The organism is Psychrobacter sp. JCM 18902, assembly GCF_904846615.1.
In the GTDB taxonomy this organism is placed as follows: Bacteria; Pseudomonadota; Gammaproteobacteria; order Pseudomonadales; family Moraxellaceae; genus Psychrobacter.
The window spans coordinates 639,395-664,819 of the sequence record NZ_CAJHBK010000001.1; the positions used below are offsets into that span (position 1 = coordinate 639,395).

At 42.2% G+C, this 25,425-nt stretch carries 20 protein-coding genes; 10 read left to right on the forward strand and 10 right to left on the reverse strand.

All coding sequences use genetic code 11. The features are described 5' to 3' along the window. Window positions 1-292: 292 nt before the first annotated feature. The 5 genes from ccoG to ccoN form a co-directional block, all read right to left on the reverse strand. Window positions 293-1,702: a cytochrome c oxidase accessory protein CcoG gene (gene ccoG, locus JMY05_RS02665; protein ID WP_045445390.1), complete on the reverse strand. Its 1,410-nt coding sequence runs from the start codon at window positions 1,700-1,702 to the stop codon at window positions 293-295. A gap of 479 nt (window positions 1,703-2,181) precedes the next feature. Further along, window positions 2,182-3,318 (reverse strand): cytochrome-c oxidase, cbb3-type subunit III, encoded by a 1,137-nt coding sequence (gene ccoP / locus JMY05_RS02670; protein WP_045445393.1) that lies wholly within the window; start codon window positions 3,316-3,318, stop codon window positions 2,182-2,184. Further along, window positions 3,315-3,497 carry a CcoQ/FixQ family Cbb3-type cytochrome c oxidase assembly chaperone gene (locus JMY05_RS02675; RefSeq protein ID WP_010199605.1) on the reverse strand — a complete coding sequence of 61 codons (183 nt, stop codon included), beginning with the start codon at window positions 3,495-3,497 and terminating at the stop codon, window positions 3,315-3,317. The genes ccoP and JMY05_RS02675 overlap by 4 nt, the downstream gene beginning before the upstream one ends. Next, the gene (gene ccoO / locus JMY05_RS02680; protein WP_045445396.1) at window positions 3,497-4,135 is read right to left on the reverse strand and encodes a cytochrome-c oxidase, cbb3-type subunit II; all 639 of its coding nucleotides are present in this window, start codon (window positions 4,133-4,135) and stop codon (window positions 3,497-3,499) included. Before ccoO ends, JMY05_RS02675 begins: the two co-directional genes overlap by 1 nt. A gap of 9 nt (window positions 4,136-4,144) precedes the next feature. Beyond that, window positions 4,145-5,626, reverse strand: coding sequence for a cytochrome-c oxidase, cbb3-type subunit I (gene ccoN / locus JMY05_RS02685; protein WP_045445398.1), 1,482 nt, complete (start codon window positions 5,624-5,626; stop codon window positions 4,145-4,147). A gap of 861 nt (window positions 5,627-6,487) precedes the next feature. On the opposite strand from ccoN, the gene JMY05_RS02690 reads away from it, so the two are divergent. After that, window positions 6,488-6,877 carry a hypothetical protein gene (locus tag JMY05_RS02690; protein WP_045445401.1) on the forward strand — a complete coding sequence of 130 codons (390 nt, stop codon included), beginning with the start codon at window positions 6,488-6,490 and terminating at the stop codon, window positions 6,875-6,877. Between the two features lie 130 nt (window positions 6,878-7,007). Here JMY05_RS02690 and JMY05_RS02695 read toward each other — a convergent pair whose 3' ends face one another. After that, window positions 7,008-7,982, reverse strand: a complete 975-nt coding sequence (locus JMY05_RS02695; RefSeq protein WP_045445404.1) for a hypothetical protein — start codon at window positions 7,980-7,982, stop codon at window positions 7,008-7,010. A gap of 453 nt (window positions 7,983-8,435) precedes the next feature. Here JMY05_RS02695 and JMY05_RS02700 point away from each other — a divergent pair, with 453 nt between their 5' ends. From JMY05_RS02700 to JMY05_RS02710, 3 genes are all read left to right on the forward strand, one after another. Next, on the forward strand, window positions 8,436-9,671 hold the full coding sequence (locus JMY05_RS02700; RefSeq protein WP_055123885.1) for a lipoprotein-releasing ABC transporter permease subunit: 1,236 nt from the start codon (window positions 8,436-8,438) through the stop codon (window positions 9,669-9,671). Window positions 9,672-9,826: 155 nt separating this feature from the next. Next, window positions 9,827-10,507, forward strand: coding sequence for a lipoprotein-releasing ABC transporter ATP-binding protein LolD (lolD, locus tag JMY05_RS02705; protein WP_045445410.1), 681 nt, complete (start codon window positions 9,827-9,829; stop codon window positions 10,505-10,507). A 352-nt stretch (window positions 10,508-10,859) separates the two neighbouring features. Beyond that, on the forward strand, window positions 10,860-11,171 hold the full coding sequence (locus JMY05_RS02710) for a hypothetical protein (protein ID WP_227678083.1): 312 nt from the start codon (window positions 10,860-10,862) through the stop codon (window positions 11,169-11,171). A gap of 183 nt (window positions 11,172-11,354) precedes the next feature. On the opposite strand, the gene JMY05_RS02715 is transcribed toward JMY05_RS02710, so the two are convergent. Beyond that, a complete protein-coding gene (locus JMY05_RS02715) occupies window positions 11,355-11,930 on the reverse strand; it encodes a DUF2062 domain-containing protein (RefSeq protein ID WP_045445416.1) in 576 nt (191 codons plus the stop codon). 323 nt (window positions 11,931-12,253) lie between these two features. Between JMY05_RS02715 and JMY05_RS02720 the strand changes: the two genes are divergently transcribed. From JMY05_RS02720 to JMY05_RS02735, 4 genes are all read left to right on the forward strand, one after another. Next, the gene (locus tag JMY05_RS02720) at window positions 12,254-15,235 is read left to right on the forward strand and encodes a ComEC/Rec2 family competence protein (protein ID WP_227678084.1); all 2,982 of its coding nucleotides are present in this window, start codon (window positions 12,254-12,256) and stop codon (window positions 15,233-15,235) included. Window positions 15,236-15,441: 206 nt separating this feature from the next. Further along, window positions 15,442-16,497 (forward strand): signal peptide peptidase SppA, encoded by a 1,056-nt coding sequence (gene sppA, locus JMY05_RS02725; RefSeq protein WP_201614115.1) that lies wholly within the window; start codon window positions 15,442-15,444, stop codon window positions 16,495-16,497. A 134-nt stretch (window positions 16,498-16,631) separates the two neighbouring features. Further along, window positions 16,632-17,522 carry an alpha/beta hydrolase gene (locus tag JMY05_RS02730; RefSeq protein WP_045445659.1) on the forward strand — a complete coding sequence of 297 codons (891 nt, stop codon included), beginning with the start codon at window positions 16,632-16,634 and terminating at the stop codon, window positions 17,520-17,522. 249 nt (window positions 17,523-17,771) lie between these two features. Further along, a complete protein-coding gene (locus JMY05_RS02735) occupies window positions 17,772-18,560 on the forward strand; it encodes a CPBP family intramembrane glutamic endopeptidase (RefSeq protein WP_227678085.1) in 789 nt (262 codons plus the stop codon). A gap of 60 nt (window positions 18,561-18,620) precedes the next feature. Here the strand turns inward: JMY05_RS02735 and dusA are convergent, their stop codons facing one another. The 3 genes from dusA to JMY05_RS02750 form a co-directional block, all read right to left on the reverse strand. Beyond that, the gene (dusA, locus tag JMY05_RS02740; RefSeq protein WP_045445423.1) at window positions 18,621-19,592 is read right to left on the reverse strand and encodes a tRNA dihydrouridine(20/20a) synthase DusA; all 972 of its coding nucleotides are present in this window, start codon (window positions 19,590-19,592) and stop codon (window positions 18,621-18,623) included. 132 nt (window positions 19,593-19,724) lie between these two features. After that, entirely contained in the window at window positions 19,725-21,026 is a 1,302-nt protein-coding gene (locus JMY05_RS02745; RefSeq protein ID WP_045451556.1) for an MFS transporter, read from the reverse strand. A 321-nt stretch (window positions 21,027-21,347) separates the two neighbouring features. Then, window positions 21,348-22,988, reverse strand: a complete 1,641-nt coding sequence (locus tag JMY05_RS02750) for a phospholipase D family protein (protein WP_060491440.1) — start codon at window positions 22,986-22,988, stop codon at window positions 21,348-21,350. Between the two features lie 479 nt (window positions 22,989-23,467). Here JMY05_RS02750 and JMY05_RS02755 point away from each other — a divergent pair, with 479 nt between their 5' ends. Both JMY05_RS02755 and JMY05_RS02760 read left to right on the forward strand, forming a co-directional pair. Next, a complete protein-coding gene (locus JMY05_RS02755; RefSeq protein WP_045445663.1) occupies window positions 23,468-24,757 on the forward strand; it encodes an O-succinylhomoserine sulfhydrylase in 1,290 nt (429 codons plus the stop codon). A 251-nt stretch (window positions 24,758-25,008) separates the two neighbouring features. Then, window positions 25,009-25,338, forward strand: a complete 330-nt coding sequence (locus tag JMY05_RS02760; protein WP_045445429.1) for a YbaB/EbfC family nucleoid-associated protein — start codon at window positions 25,009-25,011, stop codon at window positions 25,336-25,338. The last annotated feature ends 87 nt before the right edge of the window (window positions 25,339-25,425 follow it).

The window sequence follows — 25,425 nt, forward strand, 5'->3', positions numbered from 1 at the left end:
ACTGTATCAATGGATAAGCTGACAGCGAAATAGCTGCCAGTTTAATGATAAATCGTCCACCTGCTAGCCACTGACTCACAGGTGAAATATAGAATTATATACTAGGGCGCATCCTCAGTCTGAATGAAAGCACCTAAATGGATTAAAAATGGTTAAATTTTGCCAAACAGCTGGTTAATATGCCGATATTATCTGCACTATTTTCCTAGTTTGGCTGCCATTTATCGCATTTCTATTACCAATTTTAAAATGAGGACCCGCACTAGCTAAGCTATTAATTGCTTATAAAAACCTACTGCCCTTGAGTAGTAAATACGTTTTGTTTACTGACTTTATACTGACCATCTTCACTGGTCACATTTAGGGTCACTGATGTTTGTTCAAAATCGATGACCTTAGGATCGCCATAAATACTCACAGGCATATCAAAGCTTTCACCTGCTTCTAATGGTACATCGTTGAATCGCAGCGCCAAGCTCAAACCTTCTTGTGGAGCAAGGGTTATTGTATAGGTATGCGGCTCTTGTGTCTTATTAGTCAGCTTGACGATATAGCTGTTTTCAATCATGCCTTGATTATTCACTGAGGACAACTGGTTACGGTCACGGCGAATATCAATTTCTAACGGTACACGGTCCGTCAATGCATAAATAACGCCACCACATAAAATAGTAATAACAGCTAAATAAGCAAATAGACGTGGACTGATGACGCGGGTATTTTCTTTTTCTGACAACTGTCGTTCTGTTGTATAACGAATGAGTCCACGTGGATACCCGACTTTATCCATAATTTCATTACAAGCGTCAACACAAGCCGCGCACTGTATGCAAGCGACTTGCAAGCCATCTCGAATATCAATGCCAGTCGGACATACCTGCACGCACATGGTGCATTCAATACAGTCGCCTAAATGTTCAGGATGGGTGCCTTTTTTGCGTGCCCCGCGAGGCTCACCGCGCTCATAATCATAAGATACGACCAAGGTATCTTTATCAAACATGACACTTTGAAAACGACCGTATGGGCAGATTTGGATACACATCTGCTCACGCATATAACCTGCATTGACGTAGGTAGCAAAGGTGAAAATAAACATCGACACCCATACCCATGTTGGCCAATCAGGAATAGGAATAAAACCAATGGTTTGCCAGCTTTGATATAAATAATCTGTTCCAGCGACATAACTGACAAAGGTTGCCGCAGTAATCACTGAAAATACCAACCAAATAAAATATACCAAAGAACGTTTAAAGGCTTTTTTTGCGCTCATCGGTTCTTTGTCAAACTTGATACGTTTGTTGCGATCGCCAATCACCCATTTTTCAACATATTGATAAAGATGTGTCCAAATCGTCTGAGGGCAGGCATAGCCACACCAAACACGCCCCGCATACACAGTCACCATGAATAAAGTGAATGCGGCAATAATCGCAAAGGCGGCAATGAAGTAAAAATCTTGGGTCAAAAAAGTCATGCCAAAAATATAGTAATGCTGCGAGGGAACATCAAGCCATATTGCTTGCCTACCATTATAACGTAACCATGGCAAAAGCAGAAAAGCGGCTAAAAGCGCATACATCGTGACGATACGAATGTTTTGATAAAAACCGGTGACAAACCTAGGGTGAACTCGATGCTTGGTCGCATCAAGGTCAATTTGCTGTACAGGGATTTTATTGGGTTGTGGTGCTGACATAAACGTGCCTCTTTTAAAAAAGAATCAGTTTGCTGGCATGATGAACAAACATCTTTAATCATCAGATGTATGAGTGTGTGATGTTATCAATGTCAGTAAGTAGCGGATAAAATATTGAACAGAAAAATATTTTAACCCATCTACCAAATGATCGATTGCAAATAGCTTAATGAGAATGGGTGATTATCTTCTAAATTAGCCACTAATAAGTGGTTTTTAGGTATTATCATTTTAGCATTCTCCCTATTATAAATGGGGTAATAATCTTAAAAACCAATCAATATATCAGCATAATGATCGATATATTGGTCGTGCTCTATGCAGTATTAAACTGCATTTCATTTGCTACTCAAATTTTGACAATGCGGTAGCAGTTAATAAACTCTCATCAAAGAATTTATAAAAAAAGGAGAACTGCAATAACAGTTCTCCTTTTATCAAATCCTATCAACTGATGCTATGACAACCATCTTTAAATATTAGTTAGTCGTCGTTTCTACAGTGGTTGCTACTTGAGTAGCGGTTGGTGCTTTAGCAGCAGGTTGAGGGGTTTTATCTGATAATGAGTAAACATAAGCTGCAAGCAGCATAATACGCTCATTACCCAGTTTGGTTTCCCACTCAGGCATCACACCAGCACGACCATAACGTAAGGTTTCGCGGATGGTCTCACGATCACCACCATATAACCAAATGTCATCTGTCAAGTTTGGCGCGCCAGTAGAAGTCATACCTTTGGCATCTGCACCATGACAAAGTACACAGTTAGTCGGCTCATTAAAGATTGCCTCACCTTGAGCGACTTGAGCTTTATCAAGCTCGTAACCAGGTTGGTTGCCAGATATTGATAGCACGTATTCAGATACCGCACGTACCCCATCTTCACCGATTTGATCACGCCATGCAGCCATACCACCAACTCGACCTTTATGTAGCGTGGTCAAAATGTTTGACGCTTCTCCGCCATATAACCAGTCATTGTCAGTTAGATTTGGATAGCCTACTGCACCTTTGGCGTTAGAGCCATGACAGACCGCACAGTTCTGTAAGAACAAACGACTACCAACTTTTAAAGCATTCGGGTTTTCTGAAAGCTTTTCTACATAAGGGGATAGTTCTGCAGTTTTCTCATCAATTTGAGCTTGCAGATCTGCTGGTGGTGTTTCACTGCGGCGCATCGTTGCCTGTAACTCAGCAAGTGCCGCTAAGGTCTCTGTCGCACCACTAGCATCCGCTTTTGCTAAGATGTTTTTCTCAAAGTTATCCGTAAATACTTTGTTATTACTCTCAAGCTCGCTATATAGCTCGTTCTTAGAGGTCCACGGTACCGTTTCGCCATCGACTTCTACAGTGGCAATACCTTCCCATTTTGATGGGAAAATACCTGGGAAAAATACCCAATAGGCAACACCCCAAGCGATAGAGCCAAAAAATATTACGAGCCACCATTTAGGTAATGGCTTGTCGTACTCTTTGATACCATCATAAGCGTGGCCTGTCGTACCGTCATCTTCTAGTTCTGGCTTGTACTTCAATACCATTAGTAAGACACCGAGGATAGCAGCCCAACACATGATACTTAGTATGGTAATCCAAGAACTCCAAAAAAATGTCATCGTTTATCCTTATTGCGCTGCTCTTCAGACAGAGATTTTATATCCTCGTCATCAAGCGCAAGTTGTGCATCTTCTTCGAAGCGTTTTTTGTTTTTTGGCGAATACGCCCACCATGCAACACCTACGAAGGCAACAAAGGCAGAAACGGTCGCAATTGTTTGTAATTCACCAATACCCATTAGCGCTGTCCTTCCATCGCGGTGCCCAGTTGCTGTAGATAAGCAACCAAAGCATCAAGTTCAGTGGCACCAAGTACAGCATCTGGTGCTCCTTCGATATCCTCTTCAGTGTAAGGTACACCAAAGCGATCACGGAATAGACGCATTTTAGTTTGAACGTTTTCACCATTCACTTCGTTGGTAGCAAGCCACGGGAAGCCAGGCATTACTGATTCAGGTACTAGTGAACGTGGCGCAATCAAATGCTGCTTTTGCCAGTCTTCAGAATAACGACCGCCAACACGTGCTAGATCAGGTCCAGTACGTTTTGAACCCCAAAGAAAAGGGTGATCCCACGTAGATTCAGCAGCACGTGAGTAAGGTCCATAACGTTCAACTTCAGCACGTAGTGGACGAATCATCTGAGTATGACATACGTGACAACCTTCACGAATATAGATGTCACGACCCTCAAATTCTAGTGCAGTCCATGGCTCCATAGAGGGCAGGGGAGCATTCACCCCACCTTCTTCAGGACCCTTGTTGTCATATATCAATGGTACGATTTCAACTAGCGTTGCAAAGCTAATAGCAATAACGATACCGATAACCAACAAGCCTGTATTTTTTTCAATAATTTCATGCGGTGTACCAGACATGATCGCTCCTTATACGTTAGCTGCTGAAGGTTTATCAACACTAGGTTCATGATCAGTAGGATCTGCGATATCGACAGGCTTACCTTCTGGCATTTTAAGTGTTTTATAAACGTTATATGCCATCACAAACATACCCGATACATACAATAGGCCACCAAAAGCACGACCAATATATGGGAAATGTGAGAACTCAACTGTATCAACGAAGCTATATACCAATGTACCGTCTGGATTAGTAGCCAGCCACATCATGCCTTGGCCAATACCAGAAATCCACATAGATACGATATAGAAAATAGTACCCGCTGTCGCTAACCAAAAATGCGTGGTGATTAAGCTGATAGAATACATCTTAGGTTTGTTATAGATACGTGGTAACAGTACATATAGCGAACCAATGGTAATCATACCTACCCAACCAAGTGCACCTGAGTGTACGTGACCGACTGTCCAATCCGTATTATGCGATAACGCATTCACTGTCTTAATCGACATCATTGGACCTTCAAAGGTCGACATCGCATAAAACGACAATGCCACAATCATAAAGCGAATGATCGGATCGGTACGTAATTTATCCCAGCTGCCCGATAGTGTTAGCACGCCGTTAATCATACCACCCCAAGATGGCGCAAATAGGATGATTGAGAATACCATTGCTAGAGACTGCGTCCAATCTGGAAGCGCTGAATAATGCAAATGGTGACCACCAGCCCACATATATGACGCAATCAATGCCCAAAAGTGAACGATAGACAAACGGTAAGAATAAATAGGACGACCAATCTGTACTGGAACGAAGTAATACATCATTCCTAAGAAAGCTGCCGTTAGATAAAAACCTACCGCGTTATGTCCGTACCACCACTGCACCATCGCATCAGTCGCACCACCAAATAACGAGTAAGACTTAAATGCGCTAACAGGAATCGCCATGCTGTTTACGATATGCAGTAATGCAATCGTAATAATAAAGGCTGCAAAGAACCAGTTAGCCACATAAATATGTGAGGTTTTACGTTTGATGAGCGTACCGAAGAAAACAATGGCATAAGAGATCCATACCAAGGCAATCAAAATATCGATTGGCCACTCAAGCTCAGCGTATTCCTTGGTCGATGTTAAACCTAAAGGTAGGGTAATAACCGCTGATACGATAACGGCTTGCCAACCCCAAAAGGTAAACCAAGCTAAATAAGGCGCAAATAACCTTGTCTTACAGGTACGCTGAACAATATAGTAAGACGTTGCGAACAGGGCAGAGCCACCGAACGCAAAAATGACCGCATTGGTATGTAGCGGTCTTAAACGACTAAATGTCAGCCATGGAATGTCAAAGTTAAGTGATGGCCATGCTAACTGTGAAGCAATGAACACACCAATACTCATGCCGACGATGCCCCATACCACGGCCATTATCGTAAAGAATCTTACGATAGTAATTTCGTACTCACGGTCAACTGGGGCGACTGCTGTGTTTTGTAAACTCATTGGATGATTCCTTTACAGCCCGAATTATCAACAGAATTAACTAACTCTCCGCGCTATCTGCATCATAAAAGTAATAGTCAGATAAAAATAGAATCGCGGCACATGCTGTTTTTTTTCTCGCTTATCACCATAATATTATTAACTATCAATCTAAGCTTTCGCTTTATATCAGCTGGTATTGAGGCATAAAAGCGTTTTAAACGCACGACACTCACAGCTGGTCGATAGTAGGATTGTTAATAAATCATTAAGGTGAATAAGAAGATGCGCCGTTTTTGAGCATCAAACATCTAAAGAGGTGAAGTATTTATCTTAATTATTACCAAAAATTCTGTACTAATGAAGATAGATACCAATATCCATAGGGCCATAAAAATGTACTGACCATAGACGTATGCTAGCGGCGGCTGACAAAAAAACATGTTTGCGTAATGTTTAGTTAAAACTCCCGACTCTGTTTAAGGGTATTGTAACGCAATCCTAATCAAATATCATCAGAACTATGCGGCAAAATACAAACTCTTTGGTAAAAATCTTAGCAAGCAACTTATTATAGCTGTGCAATTTGTCTATTTTATACCCAATTTTATCACGATTCTAGAAATACATTTTGGTGATAGAGGGACAGTAATTACTACGCTTAGATATCATGACCAGCAGCATTTTTGTAACAATGGCCGCATGAGCACTCTAAATAAGTTTTACTTATCATCAAGTCGACCTCTATAATGAGACTAAATATAAGTGATGATAGCAGTTTTTGTACTGCTATTATGAGCAACTATTTTATCACTTGATATCCAGTCAGGCGAGTGAGCCAAACAACGGTAGCCTGAAATAACACCAATTAAGGACAATAATATGGCAGTTTTTTTGACAGATGAGTGGTTTGAGCAAGTTGAGAAAATGGGTAATGAGGCAGGCGAGCTAAATTTGCCGCCAGCACTGGCGAATATGATCGTCAATCTAAAAGTATCTGACACTGAGCAAGACATCGAAGCGAACTTTGCAAACGGTTTATTGCATCGCGGCTTGAACGACGCCGCGACAACCACATTGTTGCTTGACCGCAGTATCTTGCAATCAATCATCACTGATTTCGATACCAATGAAATTATGGGTGCTTTTATGGGTGGTAAAATTCGCGTTGAAGGCGATATGTCACAACTGATGGCAGTACAAACGGCCCGCCCAAGTGCTGAACAAAAAGAGCTATATACTCGTATTAAATCAATGACGACCATGGCTTAATTCTATATTCGCAGGGTTTTATACTGACAATTGTAAGAAGACGAAAAGCCCCTAATGCTTATTAGGGGCTTTTTATTTGATGATACATTTAATTATCATTCTTAAAAGTAGCGGATGACTCGTAAAGTAGTTAACTGGCTTTTGATTGCTGCGCCGCACTTTGCTGGTTTTCTTTATAGATGGCAGCTTGTAGCCAGACGTTCGCTTGTACGTAGTCATGCACTTTAATAGAAGCCGTCTCTGGCGTGTTGAGCGCACCGATACGAATCACGAAAGGATCGGCATCTTGTTCGCGTAGTATCACGACATCAAACAGAATAATGGATTTATCATTAAATGTTGTTTCTTGCTTGCCGAGCACCTGACCTTGGCACCATGCTTCATCTTCTTGTCCCAAAGTATCACCAAATAGATAGGCACACATGTGACCCAAGTTGATCTCAACTGGCGCCATTTGCGCTTTGGTCTCTGGTCTCCATTCTTTGATTTGCTCTTGCAGATCATCGGGTATTTTTCCATCATTGGCGGCAACGATGTCGTTAAATGCACGGTGGTAGCGGATCGCTTCTTGATCTTCAACCATGATGACTTCGTTTTGCTCACTTAGCTTAATCTCATGTGCCCAAGCGCTAAAGTTCACAAAGTAAGACGTGTCTCGCTGATATAAATGGCGATTGGTGGTGTAGAGCTGGTCAAAGGCGTAAATAATACTGCCATCAGCGGTACGCAAGCGTAATACAGCATCGTGTGAATTGTCATTGGCAATGATGCGCTCAATCTTACAATTGAGTCCATATGGGCTATCGACACAAGGATAAGCATTGATAAAGCATTCAGGCTTGCCATTTTTCATGGCTAATACTTGATTGATATGACAAGGCTGATTTTCAGACAGCAATAGGCAGCTGTCTTGAGCGCTGACATTGCTATTGAGGCCTTTAGGCATGGCCGCCTTTTCGATCATTTTTTGTAGCCATTCTGGCACGTCATGACTCATGTCATCGGTCAGAATACGCCAATGATCGGCGTGACCTGCAGATTGTTCATCAGTCATGGTGATTTTGGTGGGAGATTGGACGTTTTTATATTGATAATTAATGGTCATGAAGATACTCAAAATTAGTCAGCGTGAGGTTTGGACCTGAAACGGCTATTGCTGGCTATCATAAGGCTCTATTTGACACGATAGATTTATGATAGTTGGCAACGTTGTCATCAGTAAAGGGTCAACAAACAACAATGAATGGTTAATGACAATTGTCCTTAGCATACAATATATAGGTATTGACGCAAGTAATAGCAAGCCCCTCATAAAAAATAGTAACAAAAGCCAGTTTTTTATTAAAAAATACGCCCAGTTTTTGCTAATGACTGGCACATATCAGCCAAATTGTGTCAAACTAGCTCCCTTTTGACGGCTGTCTTTGGCTCGTCTGAAACCCTGTTTTTGTGTTCGATTTATATGTGACTATGGCAAGTGCAGGTGTGAGATGCATTTGCTGTTGCTCGTTTTATAGTATATATAAAGTCGCACGTAGATAAGATAAAGAGTTTGAATATGTTTCGTCCTTTAGCGTTGTTTATCGGCTTACGATACACCCGAGCAGAGCGTAGTAATGGTTTTATCTCCTTTATCTCGCTTATCTCGATGATTGGTTTGACTCTTGGGGTTGCCGTATTGATCACGGTGCTATCAGTCATGAATGGTTTTGATCGGGAGTTAAAAACCCGTATTTTGGGTATGGTCCCGCAAGCAACGGTCGTTTCCACCGAGATTATCAGTGATTGGAAGCAATTGGCTGATAAAATTAAAGAAGATCCTGAAGTGGCAGCTGTAGCGCCCTTTATTCAACTGCAAGGGATGTTGACGTCAAACGGTCAGGTTGCAGGGATTATGGTCACTGGTGTCGATCCTGAATACGAAAAAGATGTCTCTATTATCAATGAACATATGGTTCAAGGCAGCATTGATACTTTACAAAGTGGTGAGTTCAATATTGTGCTGGGTGAAGAGATGGTACAGTCTCTAGGGCTGCAACTGGGTGATAAAGTGACGCTAGTGCTGCCAGAGGCATCGCCTTCACCAGCTGGCGTGATACCACGATTCAAGCGCTTTACCTTGACAGGTATTTTTACCATCAGCCCAGAAGTGGATAGCCTCATGGCATTTATCCCGATGGGTGATGCGGCAAAACTGTTGCGTCTGCCAGATGGCGCGCAGGGTGTGCGTATGAAGCTCAATGACATCTTTACCGCTCCGATGGCAGCAGAAAAAGCCGCCGCTATTGCCCCTCAGCAATTGTATCCTAATGATTGGACACAAACACATGGCAACCTATTTGGCGCGATTCAGATGGAAAAAGCCATGGTCGGCTTGCTGCTATTTTTAATTATCCTAGTGGCTGCTTTCAATATTGTCTCCAGTCTAGTGATGCTCGTTACCGACAAAAAAGCGGACATTGCGATTCTAAAAACTTTTGGTGCGTCTCCTCGTTTGATTACCCAAGTGTTTATGGTGCAAGGTGTGGTGATCGGTGTGATTGGTACGATTGCTGGTACGATACTGGGCGTGATATTTGCGCTTACAGTGAGTGATATTTTAGGCTTTATTAATCAAGTCTTTAATTTGAACTTGTTTGATGCGTATTTTGTTAATTATTTGCCATCAGAGTTGCGTGTACTGGATGTGGTATTGATTACAGGTGCGTCTTTCGTACTGAGCTTTTTGGCAACTATTTATCCAGCACGCCGAGCGGCTAAGATTCAGCCAGCACAGACGTTGCGTTATGAATAAATGATTTTATATGCCGCTTAAGTTTTTATATACAGTTTAAGTTATCACCAATGCTTGTTAGTTAAAATTAATTTTAATGCAAGTTTAGGCTGATAAATTATTTGTAGCGCTGAATAAAGCATCAATACCAGTATAAATAGAATAAAGGAAAAGCCATGTCTGCCATTTTAGAGGCGAAAAATATCAACAAGATATATGATGAAGGGGCGGTTAGTACGCAAGTACTGACTGGCTTGGATTTGACCGTCCATGCTGGCGAGCGCATCGCCATCGTTGGCACCAGTGGTTCAGGCAAGAGCACTTTGCTACACTTGCTTGGTGGTCTTGATACGCCAACCAGCGGCGAGGTCTGGCTACATGGTCAATTGTTAAACAGTATGAATGAAACTGAGCGCGGTGCCATGCGTAACAAGCATTTGGGATTTATTTATCAGTTTCACCATTTATTAGCCGAATTTACTGCCATTGAAAACGTTGCGATGCCGTTACTGATGCGACCAGAAGTCTCAACGACTTCAGCAAGAGATCAAGCAATTGCGATACTAGAAAGTGTCGGACTTGAGCACCGTCTAGCGCATAGACCTGGTGAGCTATCGGGCGGCGAGCGTCAGCGTGTGGCTATTGCCCGTGCTTTGGTTACGAAGCCGTCGCTTATTTTGGCAGACGAGCCAACTGGTAATTTGGACTATGACAATGCGCAAAGCGTGTTTGGATTATTATCAGAGCTGCAAAATACCATGCAAACCGCACTATTAATGGTGACACATGATCGCAATCTAGCAGCGCTGGCGGATCGTCAGTTATTGCTACGTAATGGTCATTGGGAGCAGTATTGATTGTTTTTTAACGCTGTATTTTTTAGCGCTGCATTTTTTAACGTTTTATTTTTAATAGTGTAAATGGTTATGGTTGCTAACTAGTAGGGTGTGTCCTGATTTAAGTCAATTGATATCTACATGGGCTAAACTTTATCAAACGTCGTTGAACTGAACTGCTGATTCATATTTACTATGATCTGTGTTATTTCTCTTGTTTAACGGCAATTTGTCTTGCTTTTATCATCATTATTATTAAATGAGGATATACCCTAGAACGATAATATTATGTTCAACAGACACGAAGTTTTTAATAAATATAAACGCAAAATGGGGCTGCAAAATGCCACCAATTTATTAAAGAAGGACTATTATGATGGATAGAGATGACGACCCAATCGCTGCTTTTGGCAGTGCCGAAGAAGGCAATGAACCTTTAACACCCTATATGGATGTGACGTTATTCGAAACAATTGATAAACAGGCACAAATAGATTTATTAACACCAGTTTTTGATGCCATTACTTTGGCTGGCGTTGATTATGATCTAAAAGCTCAAGACAGTGCAACGGGCAAACGTTATACATTGCTTAAAGATGAAAAAGTGGTTGAAGTTTTCGTGATGGACACTAGCCTTACGGACAACATCCTCGCTGCCATAGAAAAGAATAAAGAAGCAGAGTGATGGGTATCAGCAAAGAAAATGGCTTTTGTTTTTAGGTCATAGCCAGCTTAAGGTGATATCGAGACATAGCATAGAATAATCGAGGGTAGATGGTGACCTAGATTGCTATCGTTAGCGAATGGTTAGCAGTAAAAGGTGGTTCGCTACGTTAAGGTTACCATGACTTGATAACAGCAGCATATATTAGATTTTAGGCGGTTTATCAGAAGGTTCTTGCTGACGTTTTTGCCAGCTCACGACGGTTTTATAGCGCCAAACAGCCTTAAATGCCAGTCCACAAACGATGCTGGTCACAATCGCTAAGATCGTCAAGCCTATGCAAAAAGCAGCAATCGATACCGTGCCGCGATAGGTAATAAATGGATTTGCACCATCTGACAGTGCCCATAAGCTAAAATCAGCAATCATCCTGCCGATAAGCCGCAGACTAATCATCGGTACGTCAAGGATTTTGGCACCGATATAATAGCCTGCATAAAAGATGGGCAAGCTCGTGAGTGGATTGGTAATCCAAGTCAAACCGAGTGCCATGGGAACATTGGCACGGAAAATTAATGAGCCAACTAGAGCCAGTAGCATTTGCCCTGGCAATGGGAAAAATGCACTAAGCACCCCGATATAGACCGCTTTATTTAAGCTATGTCGATTAAAGTGCCATAATCGTGGATCAGCCAAATGCGGTGCGAACAGTTTTAAGGTGCGACTTTCTAAGATTTTCTCTGGCGTAGGAAGCAGGTCTTTTAGACGTTTTTGGGGCACAGGATCGCCTTTTGTAATCGTTAGCTACAGTCCGCTCAATCGCATTGATGGTCTGCTATAAAGTAATATTATTCATAAAGTGTACAGCTGAGAATATATAGGATAATGATGTCAGATTATCATCATCGCAATATGTCAGTCAGTATAGGGTAATAGTTATATAAATGCTATTGCATGACGTATCAGTTGTTGTTGCTGGTTCAAGTATCAATCTGTGTTTTGGTGTTCCGGTACATTTTCGTCATATTAAGTGGCTATTTATCATAATAAATGGCTTTATTTAGGCAAAAACTAATATTCACCTCATCAAGCAAGGAGCGCTGGTGTACTGGTTGATTGGTAGCTTGATTATTATCGCCATGATGGGCGTTTTGGCAGTCGCAGATAGTATGGCGATACCCACTAGTTCATCGTTAATGGATATATTGAATACTCCCATCTTATCTTTGTCGCTCATTATTTTTGCTATTATCCTGATTGTTATTGCCCAGTTTAATGTACCTTCTGCAAAACCTAGCCATTTATCGCAACATACGGCTGGTCTCTCTTCACGTAATCCTTCATATAATACTTCACATAAATCTAAACTCTTTTTTCGTATTTTGACTCATGTTTTAGTTGCTGTATTGGCAATTGGATTAATCATTGGCAGTGCGTTGCAAGCCCTGATTAGCCATCAACAAGCAGAATTAACAGAAATCACTGAGCCAATGCGTGTGCAAGCATTAGTCACTATCGAAGGGATAAGTGACAGCGTTTATGACGTCGCCACGGACAGTGGCTATCGACAAGTTGCTGTCATTAGTGATATATCACCCTTGGTGTCGGCGCTGGCGGTTGAAGATTTAGATGCCATGACCAGTAACTTTCTAATAGATGAAAATAATAGCCTAAGCAATAATAACCTATATAAAAATAACTCAAATAACAATAACGACAAAGATGGCACGTACCGTGTATTGCTCAACGCTTATCCAAAAAATTCATCAAAACAATCGTCCAAGAAAAATTTGGACAATAATCCGTTTGACCGCTTAAATTATTTACAACCTGGCGATCAGCTGTTTATAAGTTTAGCGCTTGCACCACTGGCGACTTCTGAGCAAGCGTTGAGCAATCCATCTGGTTTTGACAGTTATCGCTGGCTGCGAGGTCGTCATATTGATGGAGTCGCTAATATATTGACCGTTGGCACATCAAATGTAACCAATACTGAGGTATCAAAGCCAGCGTTTGCCTCTTCTTCATATCTGCAGCGTTTTCAGACTTATATTAATCAAGGACGTTGGCAATTACGCCAGCATTTTTATCAAGATTGGTCAACACAGACCACAGCAACGCAACAGGCAAAAGCGGTCACTTTAAGTTTGCTCACAGGTGATCGCAGTTTAATCAATCGCGATACCAAGGATTTGTATCAACTGGCTGGTATTTCACATTTGCTGGCTATCTCTGGCACCCATGTATTGTTTTTAGCGATTATGCTGGCAGGTGCGGCGGTGTTGCTTTTTGATCGGCTATGGCCAAGGATTTATCGTTATGTACCGTGTTGGCAAGTGCGCTGGTGGGTGATGATCGCTGCTGCTTTTATTTATGCGCTATTTACTGGTTTTGATGTACCCGCTGCTCGTACCGCATGGATGTTATTCGCGATAGGTTTGGTACGTTTAACATTATTGCCGGTTAGTACGATGCGGGTGTTGTTTGCATTGGCAGTGTTGATGGCATGGCTTGATCCCTATGTATTATGGCAGGCAGGGTACTGGCTATCTTTTATCGCAGTGGCATTGCTCCTTAAATATGATGATACGTCATATACGCAATCAGCTGTCGTATCAGAAACGGCACCTGCTCATAATGCCAGTGTAGTAGAGACTGCGTTCAAGCGTGTTTGGATAATAGTCAAACGTGTATTCAAATTACAATTTTGGCTATTTATTGCTTTATTACCTATTACATTGTTATTATTTGGCAAGGCGTCGCTGTGGGGTCTTGTCATCAATCTGTTTGCTATCGGTTTATTTGGTTGGGTGATTGTGCCGCTTAATCTGTTAGCAGGGCTGTGCTATCTTTTATCACCTGCTATTGCTGATAGTATTTGGCTGCTCGTTAGCGCCATTGTCGCGAAATTGCATGAACTGATAACGTGGTTAACTTCATTACCTGCATTGTCAGAAGCGTGGCTTTATACTCCTGTGAATGTCGCCATATTACTGATGGTACTATTAAGTATGTTGCCATGGCTACTACCACGAGGATTTATCAGTCGTTGGCTGGCACTGCCGCCGCTAACCTTATTAATGATGACGGTATATGCCAATCAGCAATCACTCACGACGATACCGACCTTGTATATCTTACCAACGGGTGATCCCTATATAAGTGCTGCTTTGTTGCAGTATCCTGTTGTCAATAATGAGCAGTCATCCACAACAGATACGCATAAGAACAACATCAGCTGGCTATTTTTATCTGACCACAGACCCAATGTCGCACGAACGATGCCAAGTAATCTAACGGCGAATAAGCTATCGATGACATTAGCGCAGCAGCTGGGTAGCTTGTCAGTTGATACACTAGAAGGTATAGTCGTGCAGAGTAGTAGTGCTGGATTGACGGATACGCTTAGTACTGATAAGAAGTATTTAGCTTCTAATGCTTCTGCGCTGTTACCTTTGACGGTTTTTCAGCTTAATCAGCGTTTACCTATTAGTCAGTATTGGCAAGCAGGACGCTCTGATCGTTGGTCTGCATTTCAGCAAGCCTATAAAGTCACTAGCCAACCCAAGGACATGACCAATATCAGTGTGCAACGCTGTGAACAAGGCAAAACATGGCAGTTGGGCAATGGTGACTTGTCCATACAAGCATTGACAGGATGGAGCAACATAGACAGTCCCAGCGTGTGGGATTGTACGGTGGCTATAGATACTAGCTTGCCCATAAGGGTATTAAAATATAATGCGGCTGATCCACTCAAATCAATACCTGCCACTGCGCAAACACTCACATCAAGTAGCCAGCCACCGACTCATCAAGCCAATATGCCTCAGGCACGTCTGATATTAAATGCAGATACTCATCAGCGCATTTGGCAAATGTGGACATTATTATGTTCAGCTGAACCAGCTGAGCAATCACTCACTTTTCGTAATGTGACATGGCTTGGACATAGCACGTCACAGATAACTACCGATGTGATAGAGCGGCAAACAATAAATGAAATGATCACTTATGATGACAAAATGCCAGAAGCAACGTTGTCTCTCAATGCAGCAGTAGATACTACCAATACGACGCCATAAAAATATCGCTTATCTAATCAATGTTACAATATAGTGATATTTCCCAGTTATACTATTGAACCATGATTGAAATACCACCATACTTAGCAGCCTATGAATATAGATGACTGTGACCGTATTTGGAGTGAGAAGCAGCTCCTTATTACTGACTGTATTTCTATCTTCTCTTTTTATTGCTTTAGACTGTTTCTGACTTAGGAAGTTATATGCCCAACTGGCCACCAGACCCTAATAAACGTCCTGACAATTCGGCAAATCAGCCAGTACCGATGTCGCCGCCAAGCCAACCGAGTGGACAAGAATGGCGATTGCTTGAAAACACTTTATTGGCTAGTGTGGTCGAGCAACGCCGCGCCCGTCGCTGGAGTATCTTTTTTAAACTATTGACCTTTGGTTATATTTTACTGATATTTCTGACGCTTGGTCGTAGTTGCAGCAGCAGCGCGCCAACGGGTTTAGATGGTGTTGACACGAGCAAGCCGCATTTAGCTGTGGTTGAGCTACAAGGTGTCATTAGTAGTGGCGATGTGGCCAACGCTTATGATGTCAATGAGGCATTGACCCGTGCTTTTGAAAATAGCAATTCAAAGGCGGTAGTATTGGATATCAATTCACCTGGTGGCTCACCGGTACAGTCTGATGAGATTTGGCAGACTATGATGGATTTGCGTAAAGAATATCCAGACAAAAAACTCTATGCGGTGATTGGTGATATGGGTGCTTCTGGTGCGTATTATATTGCTTCTGCGGCGGATGAGATTTATGTAAACCCGTCAAGTTTGGTTGGCTCTATCGGCGTGATTATGCCAAGCTATAACATCAAAGGTTTGATGGATAAAGTTGGCGTAGAAGATCGTACGATTACTGCTGGTGAATACAAAGACATCTTAAGTTTGTCACGTCCGTTAACGGATTATGAAGAAAAACATGTGGAAAAAGTCTTGGACAACACCCACAAGCATTTCATTAATGCAGTGAAAGAAGGTCGCGGTGATCGTCTCAAAAATCCTGAACAAAATAAACTGTTCTCAGGATTATTCTGGACAGGCGAGCAGTCGATTGAGCTTGGCTTAGCCGATAAGAAAGGCAGCATCGCTAGCTTAGAAAAGCAGTTAGAGCTGGATAATGTCATCAATTATAGCCCAACAGATCCGTTCCAATTATTCATGGACCGCTTTGCTGTTAAATTGGGGGCGGGCATTGGCTCTAGTGTCAGCCTTGATGTTTTACCGCAAGAACAAGGTAATGCGCAGATGCGTTAAGCGTTTTATGTTTGAGATTTACTGTGTATGATTGTTGAGGCTGAGCGTATGATTATGCTCAGCCTCAATTGTATATGAAATTCAATGGTTATAAAAACACCCTAAATAGCGACTTAAATCGAAGAGAGCTTGTCATGAGTGATAAAATTAATTTGCCAACTTTTACTGCTTTACCTGTCTCTACAATAACCAACAAACCTGTCCTGCATTTTGCTCATGCTAATGGGATGCCAAGTGCGGTTTATCAACCATTTTTTGAGAAGTTAGCAGAATTTTTTACTATTGAATATATTGCCATGCTGGGTGCAACGCCTGATTATCCAGTCGATGATCATTGGCGCAGCCTTACACAGCAGATTATTGATAGTGTCAAAAATACCTGTGAGAAGCATGGCGTGTCGCAAGTAGTGGCAGTGGGTCATTCGCTGGGTGCGATGTGTACCTTGCAGGCATTGTATCGTGCGCCGCAGCACTTTGCCCAAGCGGTACTCATGGATCCGCCTTGGATTTATGGCAAAGTGAGCTTGCTATGGCATTTGGCAAAGACGGCGGATAGATTGCCGATGATGAATAACCGCCTGATGGATAAATTGTCACCAGCTGGCGTGTCTAAGCATCGCCGTGATGTCTGGGAGAGCCGCGCAGATGCGTACGATAAGATGCGGCATAAAGGCTTTTTCAAAAACTTTGATGAACGCAGTTTTCAAGGCTATATCGAGCATGGGCTACACGAACGTGCGGATGGCAAAGTGACATTGGCGATTCCGAAAGCCAGTGAGGTCGCTGTCTTTCGCACCAATCCATCTTGGTATTGGCTGGCACCAAATCATGGACCAAAGCCGCCTGTTACTTTGATTATCGGTCAAGACAGTATCTTTTTAAAACGCCGATTTCCGCAACAAATAAAGTCGCGTTTGAATATTCCTTATGAGATCCATGCCGGTGGTCATATGTTTCCACTTGAGTATCCAGAGTCGGTCTCTCAGCAAGTATTATCATTGATTGAGCAGCAACTACCAACATAATCGCTGATGACTATTTCTGCTCATTATTGCTTATGCTAGGGCGTGTCCTCATTTTAAAAATGGTCATAAAAATGAGATAAATTGCCGTCAAATAAGGAAAGTAGCGCAAATAATATCGAGATATTGATAAGCTATTTAACGATGTTTGGCAAAATTTAGCCATTTTTAACTCATTTAGAGGATAATCGATTGAATTGAGGACACGCCCTAGATGCGAGCTAACAAAATATCCGTTTGAGTAATGACTTTATGCTAAAAAATGCTACTGGTTCGCACAATCTTAATACGCCGCCTAAGCGCACGCCGCTATTTTCAAGGTTGGGTGTCTTTCTACTGACTGTTGGTATGCTGATGGCATTTTTTATCAGTCAGCTGCTAGGCGTGTATATCGCTGGCAAGCTAGTCTTACCAGCTTCTAAAAATTCAACCATGGCTGATATCTTCTTTTTTGGTAGTAACGATGGCACCGTGGTCAGCCTCTCTATTATTATAGGCTGCGTGTTATTGATCGCTATTAGCCTTTTGGTGATCCGTGTAAGAGGCGGCGATAGTCGGCAGTATTTAGCGCTAAAGCCGTTCTCATTTGCGGTGGGTATGGGATTGCTTGGGCTGCTATTGATATTTATGATTAGCAGTCAGGCATTGACTTATTTGCTTGATAAATCGCCACTGCTCTTCGTCGACCCTTTATATCAGTCTGTCAGCTCAGTATGGCTGTTGATATTTGCAATGGTCATTGTCGCGCCAATCTACGAAGAGCTGATATTTCGTGGTCTATTATGGTCAGCGATCGCAGAGCAATTTACCTCGTCAACTTATTCAAAGCATCGAGGGGCGATCGTAGCAAGCGTCTTGACCAGCTTGATATTTGCGGTGATCCATGTGCAGTATGGTATTTATGAAATCAGTACCATTGTGGTACTGGCATTGATATTTTGCTACGCGCGTATCAAGTCAGGCTCGCTGTTGCTGCCGATATTATTGCATATCGTGAATAATGGGGCGGCGATGTGGCAATATATTGCGCAAACCGCCTAAATAAATAAGGGCTATTTCGGCATCATTACACTTTTATAGCTATCATAATAATGAATTTTCTTAAGCATCAGGATTTAGTAGTAACACCTCATCCGCTGCCCGTTTAATATCGTCGATTGTTAGCTGAGGTTTACCACTTAACGCCTGTCGCCATTTGCGCGCACCCGTCAGTCCTTGAAACAACCCTAAATAATGTCTTGTCATCGTTGGCAGTGCTTCACCTTTAGCAATCTGCGCCTCCATATACGGATACAGCTGCGCTAAAATATCTGAACGCTTAGGTGCTGGTTCGTTCCATAAGCTATTGGTTTCTGCTAATAGGTAAGGGTTGTGATAAAACGCGCGACCAATCATCACGCCATCCACATGCTGCAAATGTGCTTCGATGTCTTTAACAGTATCGATGCCGCCATTAATCTCGATATCAAGCTGTGGAAAGTCTTGTTTGAGACGATAGACATCCTCATAACGTAGCGGTGGTATCTCGCGATTTTGCTTGGGGCTAAGCCCTTGTAGCCATGCAGTACGTGCATGGACAATAAAGCGTGTACAACCTGCTGCTGCCACTTTTTCTACAAAATCCACCATAAACTCATAACTGTCAAAATCATCGATACCAATACGATGCTTCACGGTTACTGGGATATCGACCGCCGCTTGCATGTGTTTGACCAAATCGGCAACCGTGTGCGGCTCTGCCATGAGGCAAGCACCAATCTTATTATGCTGTACGCGATCAGAGGGACAACCAACATTGATATTGACCTCATCATAGCCATGCTGCTGCGCAAATTCAGCACATTGCGTCATCTCGCTAATATCTGCGCCGCCCAGCTGTAGTACAAGCGGATGCTCAAGCGTATCAAAGCGCAGATGCCGTGCTCGATTGCCATGTATCAGCGCGCCCGTACTGATCATCTCGGTGTACAAATAAACATGCGGATTAAAAAGCCGAGCGAAATAACGATAATCCGTCGTTGTCCAGTCGATCATGGGTGCAACGGAAAGACGTTTGTTGGTCATATCAACCATGGTTTTGAGCCTTAATATTTTATAATATTGGTGTCTTAAATAAATGAACAAGGTGCAATGTATGAGACATACGATTGCACCTTAATTTTTTAATTTCAATCGTTAAGCAGATAATAGGCAGCTATTAACTAGCTAAATAATGTGGTCGATTTTTTTAAATTCAGGCAAATTATAAAAATAAATACCCATTATTATGCCGATAAAACCGATAAATGCAATGTAGAGCGCTGGTGAGAAACTCACATACAGAGTGGCATAACCCAGTCCAAAAGGCACAAGCACTCCAACAATACCGTAGGCGATATTATAACAAAAAGCCATTCCTGTTAGTCGTACATTGGTCGGAAATAACTGTACAAGGATGGCAGGTATCATCCCAACGATGCCAGCACAAAAGCCTAAAAGCGCATACATAATGAGGATGTAGTCACCGCTGGCTTGCAGATGGTAAAAAAAGGCAAACATCTGAGCGATCAAAAGAATAGAGCCAACCGTCAGAATCTTACCGAAGTTTTGGTGGTTGGATATTATCCCATAAAAAATACAACCAAAAACCATGAACACAATACCCAGACTGTGTGAGAATCCAAATAAATCGCTGTCTAAGGTAAAACGTAATTCAATCAAATCGGGTAGCAATAGCACAACAACGGTCGTGATGCTAGAAACAATAAGCGTGAGAACCATGCCGATAAATAGCGAATGCTTGCAATGCTTAAAGAGTAAATTGAAGGGTTTGGCAACATAATCGCTCGGCTTTGAGTTTTTCATTTCTAGGAAAAAGGGTGACTCATCTATCCATCGCCACGCTAATAATGGTAATAAACTTAGAATGGCCGCGATGAAAAATGGCAAGCGCCAGCCGTAATTAGCCAATTGCTCAGTCGTCATAGAATTGGTTAACCAAAGAAAAAAGGCATTAGAAAACAGCACGCCTACATAAAAACTGGCGGTGACATAGCTACAAGATACTGACGAATATTGGCGCGGCACATGCTCTGCCACAAAAACCCAAGCGAGTGGCACATAAAGACCAAATGCCATGCCTTGTATCAGCCTCAAGACTATAAATAAGGTTGGTGCAATCAACCCCCATTGCCCATAGGTAGGTAAGCAAGCCATCGCCAACAAGCTGACCGCCGTCACTAATATACTGATCAACAGTATCGGTTTTCGGCCTTTGATATCACCATAACGACCAAAGATGATACCGCCAAGTGGGCGTGCCAAATAGCCAATTGCAAATAGCCCAAGCCCTTGCACCTTTGTAATAGCTGGATCAATATTAGCAGGGAAAAAAGCGGTCGCCATGATATCTGCTAGATATAAATAAATCAAAAAATCAAAAAACGCGACTGCGCTGCTAAAGCAGATAAACAGTACGGTGTTTCTGTCTTTAGAAGACATCATTGCATATTGAGAACGAGAAGGCATAATAGGTCGCGCATCCACATATAATAGTATTCGTTAAGCCGATTATTATCTGGATAACCGGCTATAATAAAAAACGACAAATCAATATGAAAAATAATGATTTGCCGAAAAAATAAAGACGTTTGAGCTAAAAGTTATTGAGCAATAAGCATCGGAGTTAAAAGCACTTGAATGAATAGTGCTTAAATGAAAAGCACTCCAACTAAAAAGTATTCAAACTAAAAAGTATTCAAACTAAAAAAAATTGGGTCAAAGAATCACTCAATAGCGCTGTTATTATGTAAATATGACCAAGTTTTAGAGTGTTTTTGATGATGGCAGCTATAGCAACCAATCAATAGGTAGCCATGACATGATGGTCAGCCAGACATGATCGCTGATATCGACGCGTGGCTCTGAATCGTAAACCACTTTTTTATCGTCTTCCATAGTATGCCACTGTAGCTTACCATTATCTGATAGTTTGACTTCATAAGCTTGGTTTAGCAGGTCATCGCTCAGCGCACCATGCAATTGTTTTGCCAGCTCATCATCATTGATGATCACACCCATTTCTGTATTGATATTGGCAGAGCGAGGATCGACATTATAGGAGCCAATGAATACTTGATAGTCATCAACGGCAAACGTTTTTGCATGTAAACTGGTTGAGGATTGACTACGAGCTTTCCAAAGCTTGTTTTCGCGTTTTTCCTCAGAGGCGGTGGATTTTAGCTCGTAGATTTTGACACCAGCGCGCAGCAAGTTAGGTCGCCATTGACTATAGCCAGAATGCACAGCAGTCACGTCGGTCGCATCAAATGAATTGGTCAAAATCTTAATCTCGATACCAGCTTCAGCCAATTGCACTAAAGTATTGACACCATCTTTGGTGGGTACAAAGTAAGAGGAAATGATGGTTAGCTTTTTGGTTGGACTGCCTAATAAGGTACGCAATTGATGCACCAAATTGGTATCCGCTGGTACCGTTTTGGTCAGCTTGCCCACATCATCACTCAAAAACTGCATATCTGTCCAGCGAAAAGGCACGCGTTTATTGACCAAGTCACTGTCTATCGTTGACTCTTCTAGCGCTTCTTTATACACCGTCAAATGATTGTCGCTACCTTTTTCATCCTGACCGAGCTTGTCCAGTGCCGCTAGGAAATCAGGCGCTGTATTGTTGTCAGGCTTCACTAGCGTTTCAATGTCAAATGACAAAGGCGACGACCAATAGCTTGAAAAACTGTTGTCAATATCTGCGACGACTTTACCGATGAGTAAAACATCCAAATCCGCAAATTGACTATTTTGGTCATTGCTTAAATATTCATTGCCAATATTACGTCCCCCAATGATGGTAATCTGCTTATCAAAAGTCATGCTTTTATTGTGCATGCGGCGATTGATACGTGGCAGACCTGTGACGTAGTTTAATGTTTGAAACTTACGGTGCATCAGCGGATTGATGATTCGTACCGCGATATTCGGATGACTGGAAAAACGTAATAAATGCTGATCGAAAGTGGCATCATTATTAAAATCATCTAATAGTAAGCGTACAATGATGCCGCGTTCAGCCGCTTCCCACAGATCTTTCAATAGTAGCTGACCAGCTTGGTCATTATGCCAAATATAATACTGCGCATCGATATTACGTGTGGACATGTCCGTTAATATGCTGCGAGAAGCAAAAGCATTGGCACCAGTTACAATGGGGTGATAGCCAGATAAATCTGGGTGAATATCATTCTGCTCGCTAATCGATGCTACCAAATCAACGTCATTGGTTGCTACTGTGTCACTTTGTCCAGTTTCTTGATTGTCTTCTTGCTGATATAAGTCATGTACTCGTGCTGATAATGCTTGGCTCTCAGGTAAGTGTGGCTGTTTTGGCAAAACCTGACATCCACTAAGACCTAAGGTTAGTCCGAGTGTTAGACTCAACGATAAGTTGCTTGGTTCTATACTGAACATCGACATAAATGAATTACCTTAGTGAGCCTTACATAAAGAAGTATTTGTTAGAAAGTAAGCGTGAGGGCATGTCCTCATTTTTAGTCCATTAAAAAGACTATCAATTGAATGAAGGACATGCGCTAGTGCATCGTTTATTTTACCGATGATAGCACTGATTACGAAGCGTATAACAATATCGCCCAAGGCAAAAATTAAATCGCCGCTAAGCTTATCAGCTGTCGTCATCTATGCCTATTATAAATACGTTATTTTTGTTAGATTCAGCGACTTATCCAGTCATTATTTACTTATCGTCTCTCTTTCATCTGTTGTTGAGAAAGAGATAGATGTGTATTCAAAAATAATATTTAGCCATCGCTTGAAACCAGCTGTGTGGAATAAGTTGACATGATATGATAACGCTAATGAATTCGGTCGATAATCAGAAGAATAAGCAGTCATTTTATATCAATCAAAATACCAATCAAAGCAACGGAATATTTATGAGTCAGTCGCAAGCCCATGATGATAAAAATGTAGATAAATTAGATCCAAACTGGCGCAGTGACGCGCTCAATTTAGATCTCGATTATGGTATGCAAACCATTGCTGTACGGGCAGGGCAACATCGTACCGATGAGGGTGAGCACTCAGAGGCTATTTTTACTACCAGCTCGTACGTTTATACCTCAGCGGCAGATGCCGCGGCACATTTTAATGGAGAGAAGACGGGCAACGTGTACTCACGCCATACCAATCCGAGTGTGCGTACCTTTGAGCGTCGTTTGGCAGCGCTTGAAAACGGTGAGCGCGCAGTGGCGACAGCCTCTGGCATGGGCGCGATTTTGACCATGTGCTTGGCATATCTAAAAGCGGGCGATCATTTGCTTGCTGCCAATCAATTATTTGGCTCATCGATTGGTCTATTTAATAATTATATGGCAAAGTTCGGTGTGGAAGTCAGCTACGTTGATTGCTTCGATAATGAGGCGTGGGCAAACGCCGTTCAACCAAACACCAAAGTCATTTATTGCGAAAGCCCTAGCAATCCATTGGCACAGATTTGTGATATCGGCTTTTTAAGCCAGCTGTGTAAAGCCAATGGTATCTTATTGGTCGTTGATAATTGCTTTGCCACCCCAGCTTTGCAGCGTCCGCTTGATTTGGGTGCCGATGTGGTGATTCATTCTGCAACTAAGTATCTAGACGGTCAGGGTCGAGTACTCGGCGGCGCATTGGTCGGCAGTGATAAGCTCATGCAAGAGGCGTTTACCGTGGTACGTTCAGGCGGTATCAGTATGAGTCCGTTTAATGCTTGGGTATTTACCAAAGGGTTAGAGACGCTGAAACTGCGTATGCAAGCGCATTGTCAAAATGCCAATCAAGTGGCAGAGTTTTTGGTCAATCATCCCAATGTCAGTGCCGTACATTTCTCAGGTTTGAGTGATCATCCCGCTCATGAGCTTGCGACGCGTCAACATCATATGACAGATGGCTATGGTGCTATCATGGGTTTTGAGGTAAAGGCTTCTGACAGCACCGATTCAAATAGTCGTGATTCGAAATCTGCCGCTTGGCATGTCATTGATTCCACCCAAATGGTTTCTATTACTAATAACTTGGGTGATGCTAAAACCACCATTACTCATCCTGCGACCACCACCCATTTTCGTTTGAGTGCAAAAGAGCGCGCAGAAGCGGGCGTCAAAGATGGCCTTATTCGTTTGTCAGTAGGCTTAGAAGATGTAGAAGATATCATCAAAGATTTGGCGCGTGGTTTAGACAGTTTGTAAAGATAACGGTATAATCGCGGTTAGCACTTTATATTAGGGCGTGTCCTCATTTCAAAAATGGTGATAAAAATGAGATAAATTGCAGTCAAACGAGGAAAATAGCGCAGATAATATCGGGATATTAACCAGCTATTTAACGATGTTTGGCAAGATTTAACCATTTTTAGCCCGTTTAGATATGATCAATTGAATTGAGGACACGCCCTAGTAAAATATCAATCATTTATGATTAAAAAACAAAAGAGGCAACTATGAATATTCAAGCATTAATGCAACAAGCACAAACGATGCAAAAGAAAGTCGAAGCAAACGTTGAAAATGCTAAAAAAGAGCTTGCGAATAAAGAAGTACAAGCTGAAGCGGGCAGTGGTCTGGTAAAAGTTACCATGACGGGTCGCCATGTGGTTAAGCGTTTAACCATCGATCCAAGCTTGCTAGAAGATGAGCCAGATATGATCGAAGATCTTATCGCTGCTGCTATCAATGACGCCGTTCGTCAAGCAGATGCGCTATACGAAGAAACCATGGCTGGCGCGACCTCAGGCATGGGTCTACCACCAGGTATGCAAGGTATGTTCTAAGTCGTTATTTTTTAAGCCAAACACGACATATTAAAGACAAAATGGGGTTGTTATCGATACGATACGACCCCATTTTCATAGCTACGA

What these genes read in the sequence shown, in the direction of transcription:
- JMY05_RS02745 (WP_045451556.1), bottom strand. Translation starts at nt 21,026, where the DNA reads ATGCCTTCTCGTTCTCAATATGCAATGATGTCTTCTAAAGACAGAAAC.
- JMY05_RS02690 (WP_045445401.1), top strand. Translation starts at nt 6,488, where the DNA reads ATGGCAGTTTTTTTGACAGATGAGTGGTTTGAGCAAGTTGAGAAAATG.
- JMY05_RS02755 (WP_045445663.1), top strand. Translation starts at nt 23,468, where the DNA reads ATGAGTCAGTCGCAAGCCCATGATGATAAAAATGTAGATAAATTAGAT.
- dusA (WP_045445423.1), bottom strand. Translation starts at nt 19,592, where the DNA reads ATGGTTGATATGACCAACAAACGTCTTTCCGTTGCACCCATGATCGAC.
- JMY05_RS02710 (WP_227678083.1), top strand. Translation starts at nt 10,860, where the DNA reads ATGATGGATAGAGATGACGACCCAATCGCTGCTTTTGGCAGTGCCGAA.
- ccoN (WP_045445398.1), bottom strand. Translation starts at nt 5,626, where the DNA reads ATGAGTTTACAAAACACAGCAGTCGCCCCAGTTGACCGTGAGTACGAA.
- JMY05_RS02760 (WP_045445429.1), top strand. Translation starts at nt 25,009, where the DNA reads ATGAATATTCAAGCATTAATGCAACAAGCACAAACGATGCAAAAGAAA.
- sppA (WP_201614115.1), top strand. Translation starts at nt 15,442, where the DNA reads ATGCCCAACTGGCCACCAGACCCTAATAAACGTCCTGACAATTCGGCA.
- JMY05_RS02675 (WP_010199605.1), bottom strand. Translation starts at nt 3,497, where the DNA reads ATGGGTATTGGTGAATTACAAACAATTGCGACCGTTTCTGCCTTTGTT.
- ccoO (WP_045445396.1), bottom strand. Translation starts at nt 4,135, where the DNA reads ATGTCTGGTACACCGCATGAAATTATTGAAAAAAATACAGGCTTGTTG.
- ccoP (WP_045445393.1), bottom strand. Translation starts at nt 3,318, where the DNA reads ATGACATTTTTTTGGAGTTCTTGGATTACCATACTAAGTATCATGTGT.
- ccoG (WP_045445390.1), bottom strand. Translation starts at nt 1,702, where the DNA reads ATGTCAGCACCACAACCCAATAAAATCCCTGTACAGCAAATTGACCTT.
- JMY05_RS02700 (WP_055123885.1), top strand. Translation starts at nt 8,436, where the DNA reads ATGTTTCGTCCTTTAGCGTTGTTTATCGGCTTACGATACACCCGAGCA.
- lolD (WP_045445410.1), top strand. Translation starts at nt 9,827, where the DNA reads ATGTCTGCCATTTTAGAGGCGAAAAATATCAACAAGATATATGATGAA.
- JMY05_RS02730 (WP_045445659.1), top strand. Translation starts at nt 16,632, where the DNA reads ATGAGTGATAAAATTAATTTGCCAACTTTTACTGCTTTACCTGTCTCT.
- JMY05_RS02695 (WP_045445404.1), bottom strand. Translation starts at nt 7,982, where the DNA reads ATGACCATTAATTATCAATATAAAAACGTCCAATCTCCCACCAAAATC.
- JMY05_RS02735 (WP_227678085.1), top strand. Translation starts at nt 17,772, where the DNA reads ATGCTAAAAAATGCTACTGGTTCGCACAATCTTAATACGCCGCCTAAG.
- JMY05_RS02750 (WP_060491440.1), bottom strand. Translation starts at nt 22,988, where the DNA reads ATGTCGATGTTCAGTATAGAACCAAGCAACTTATCGTTGAGTCTAACA.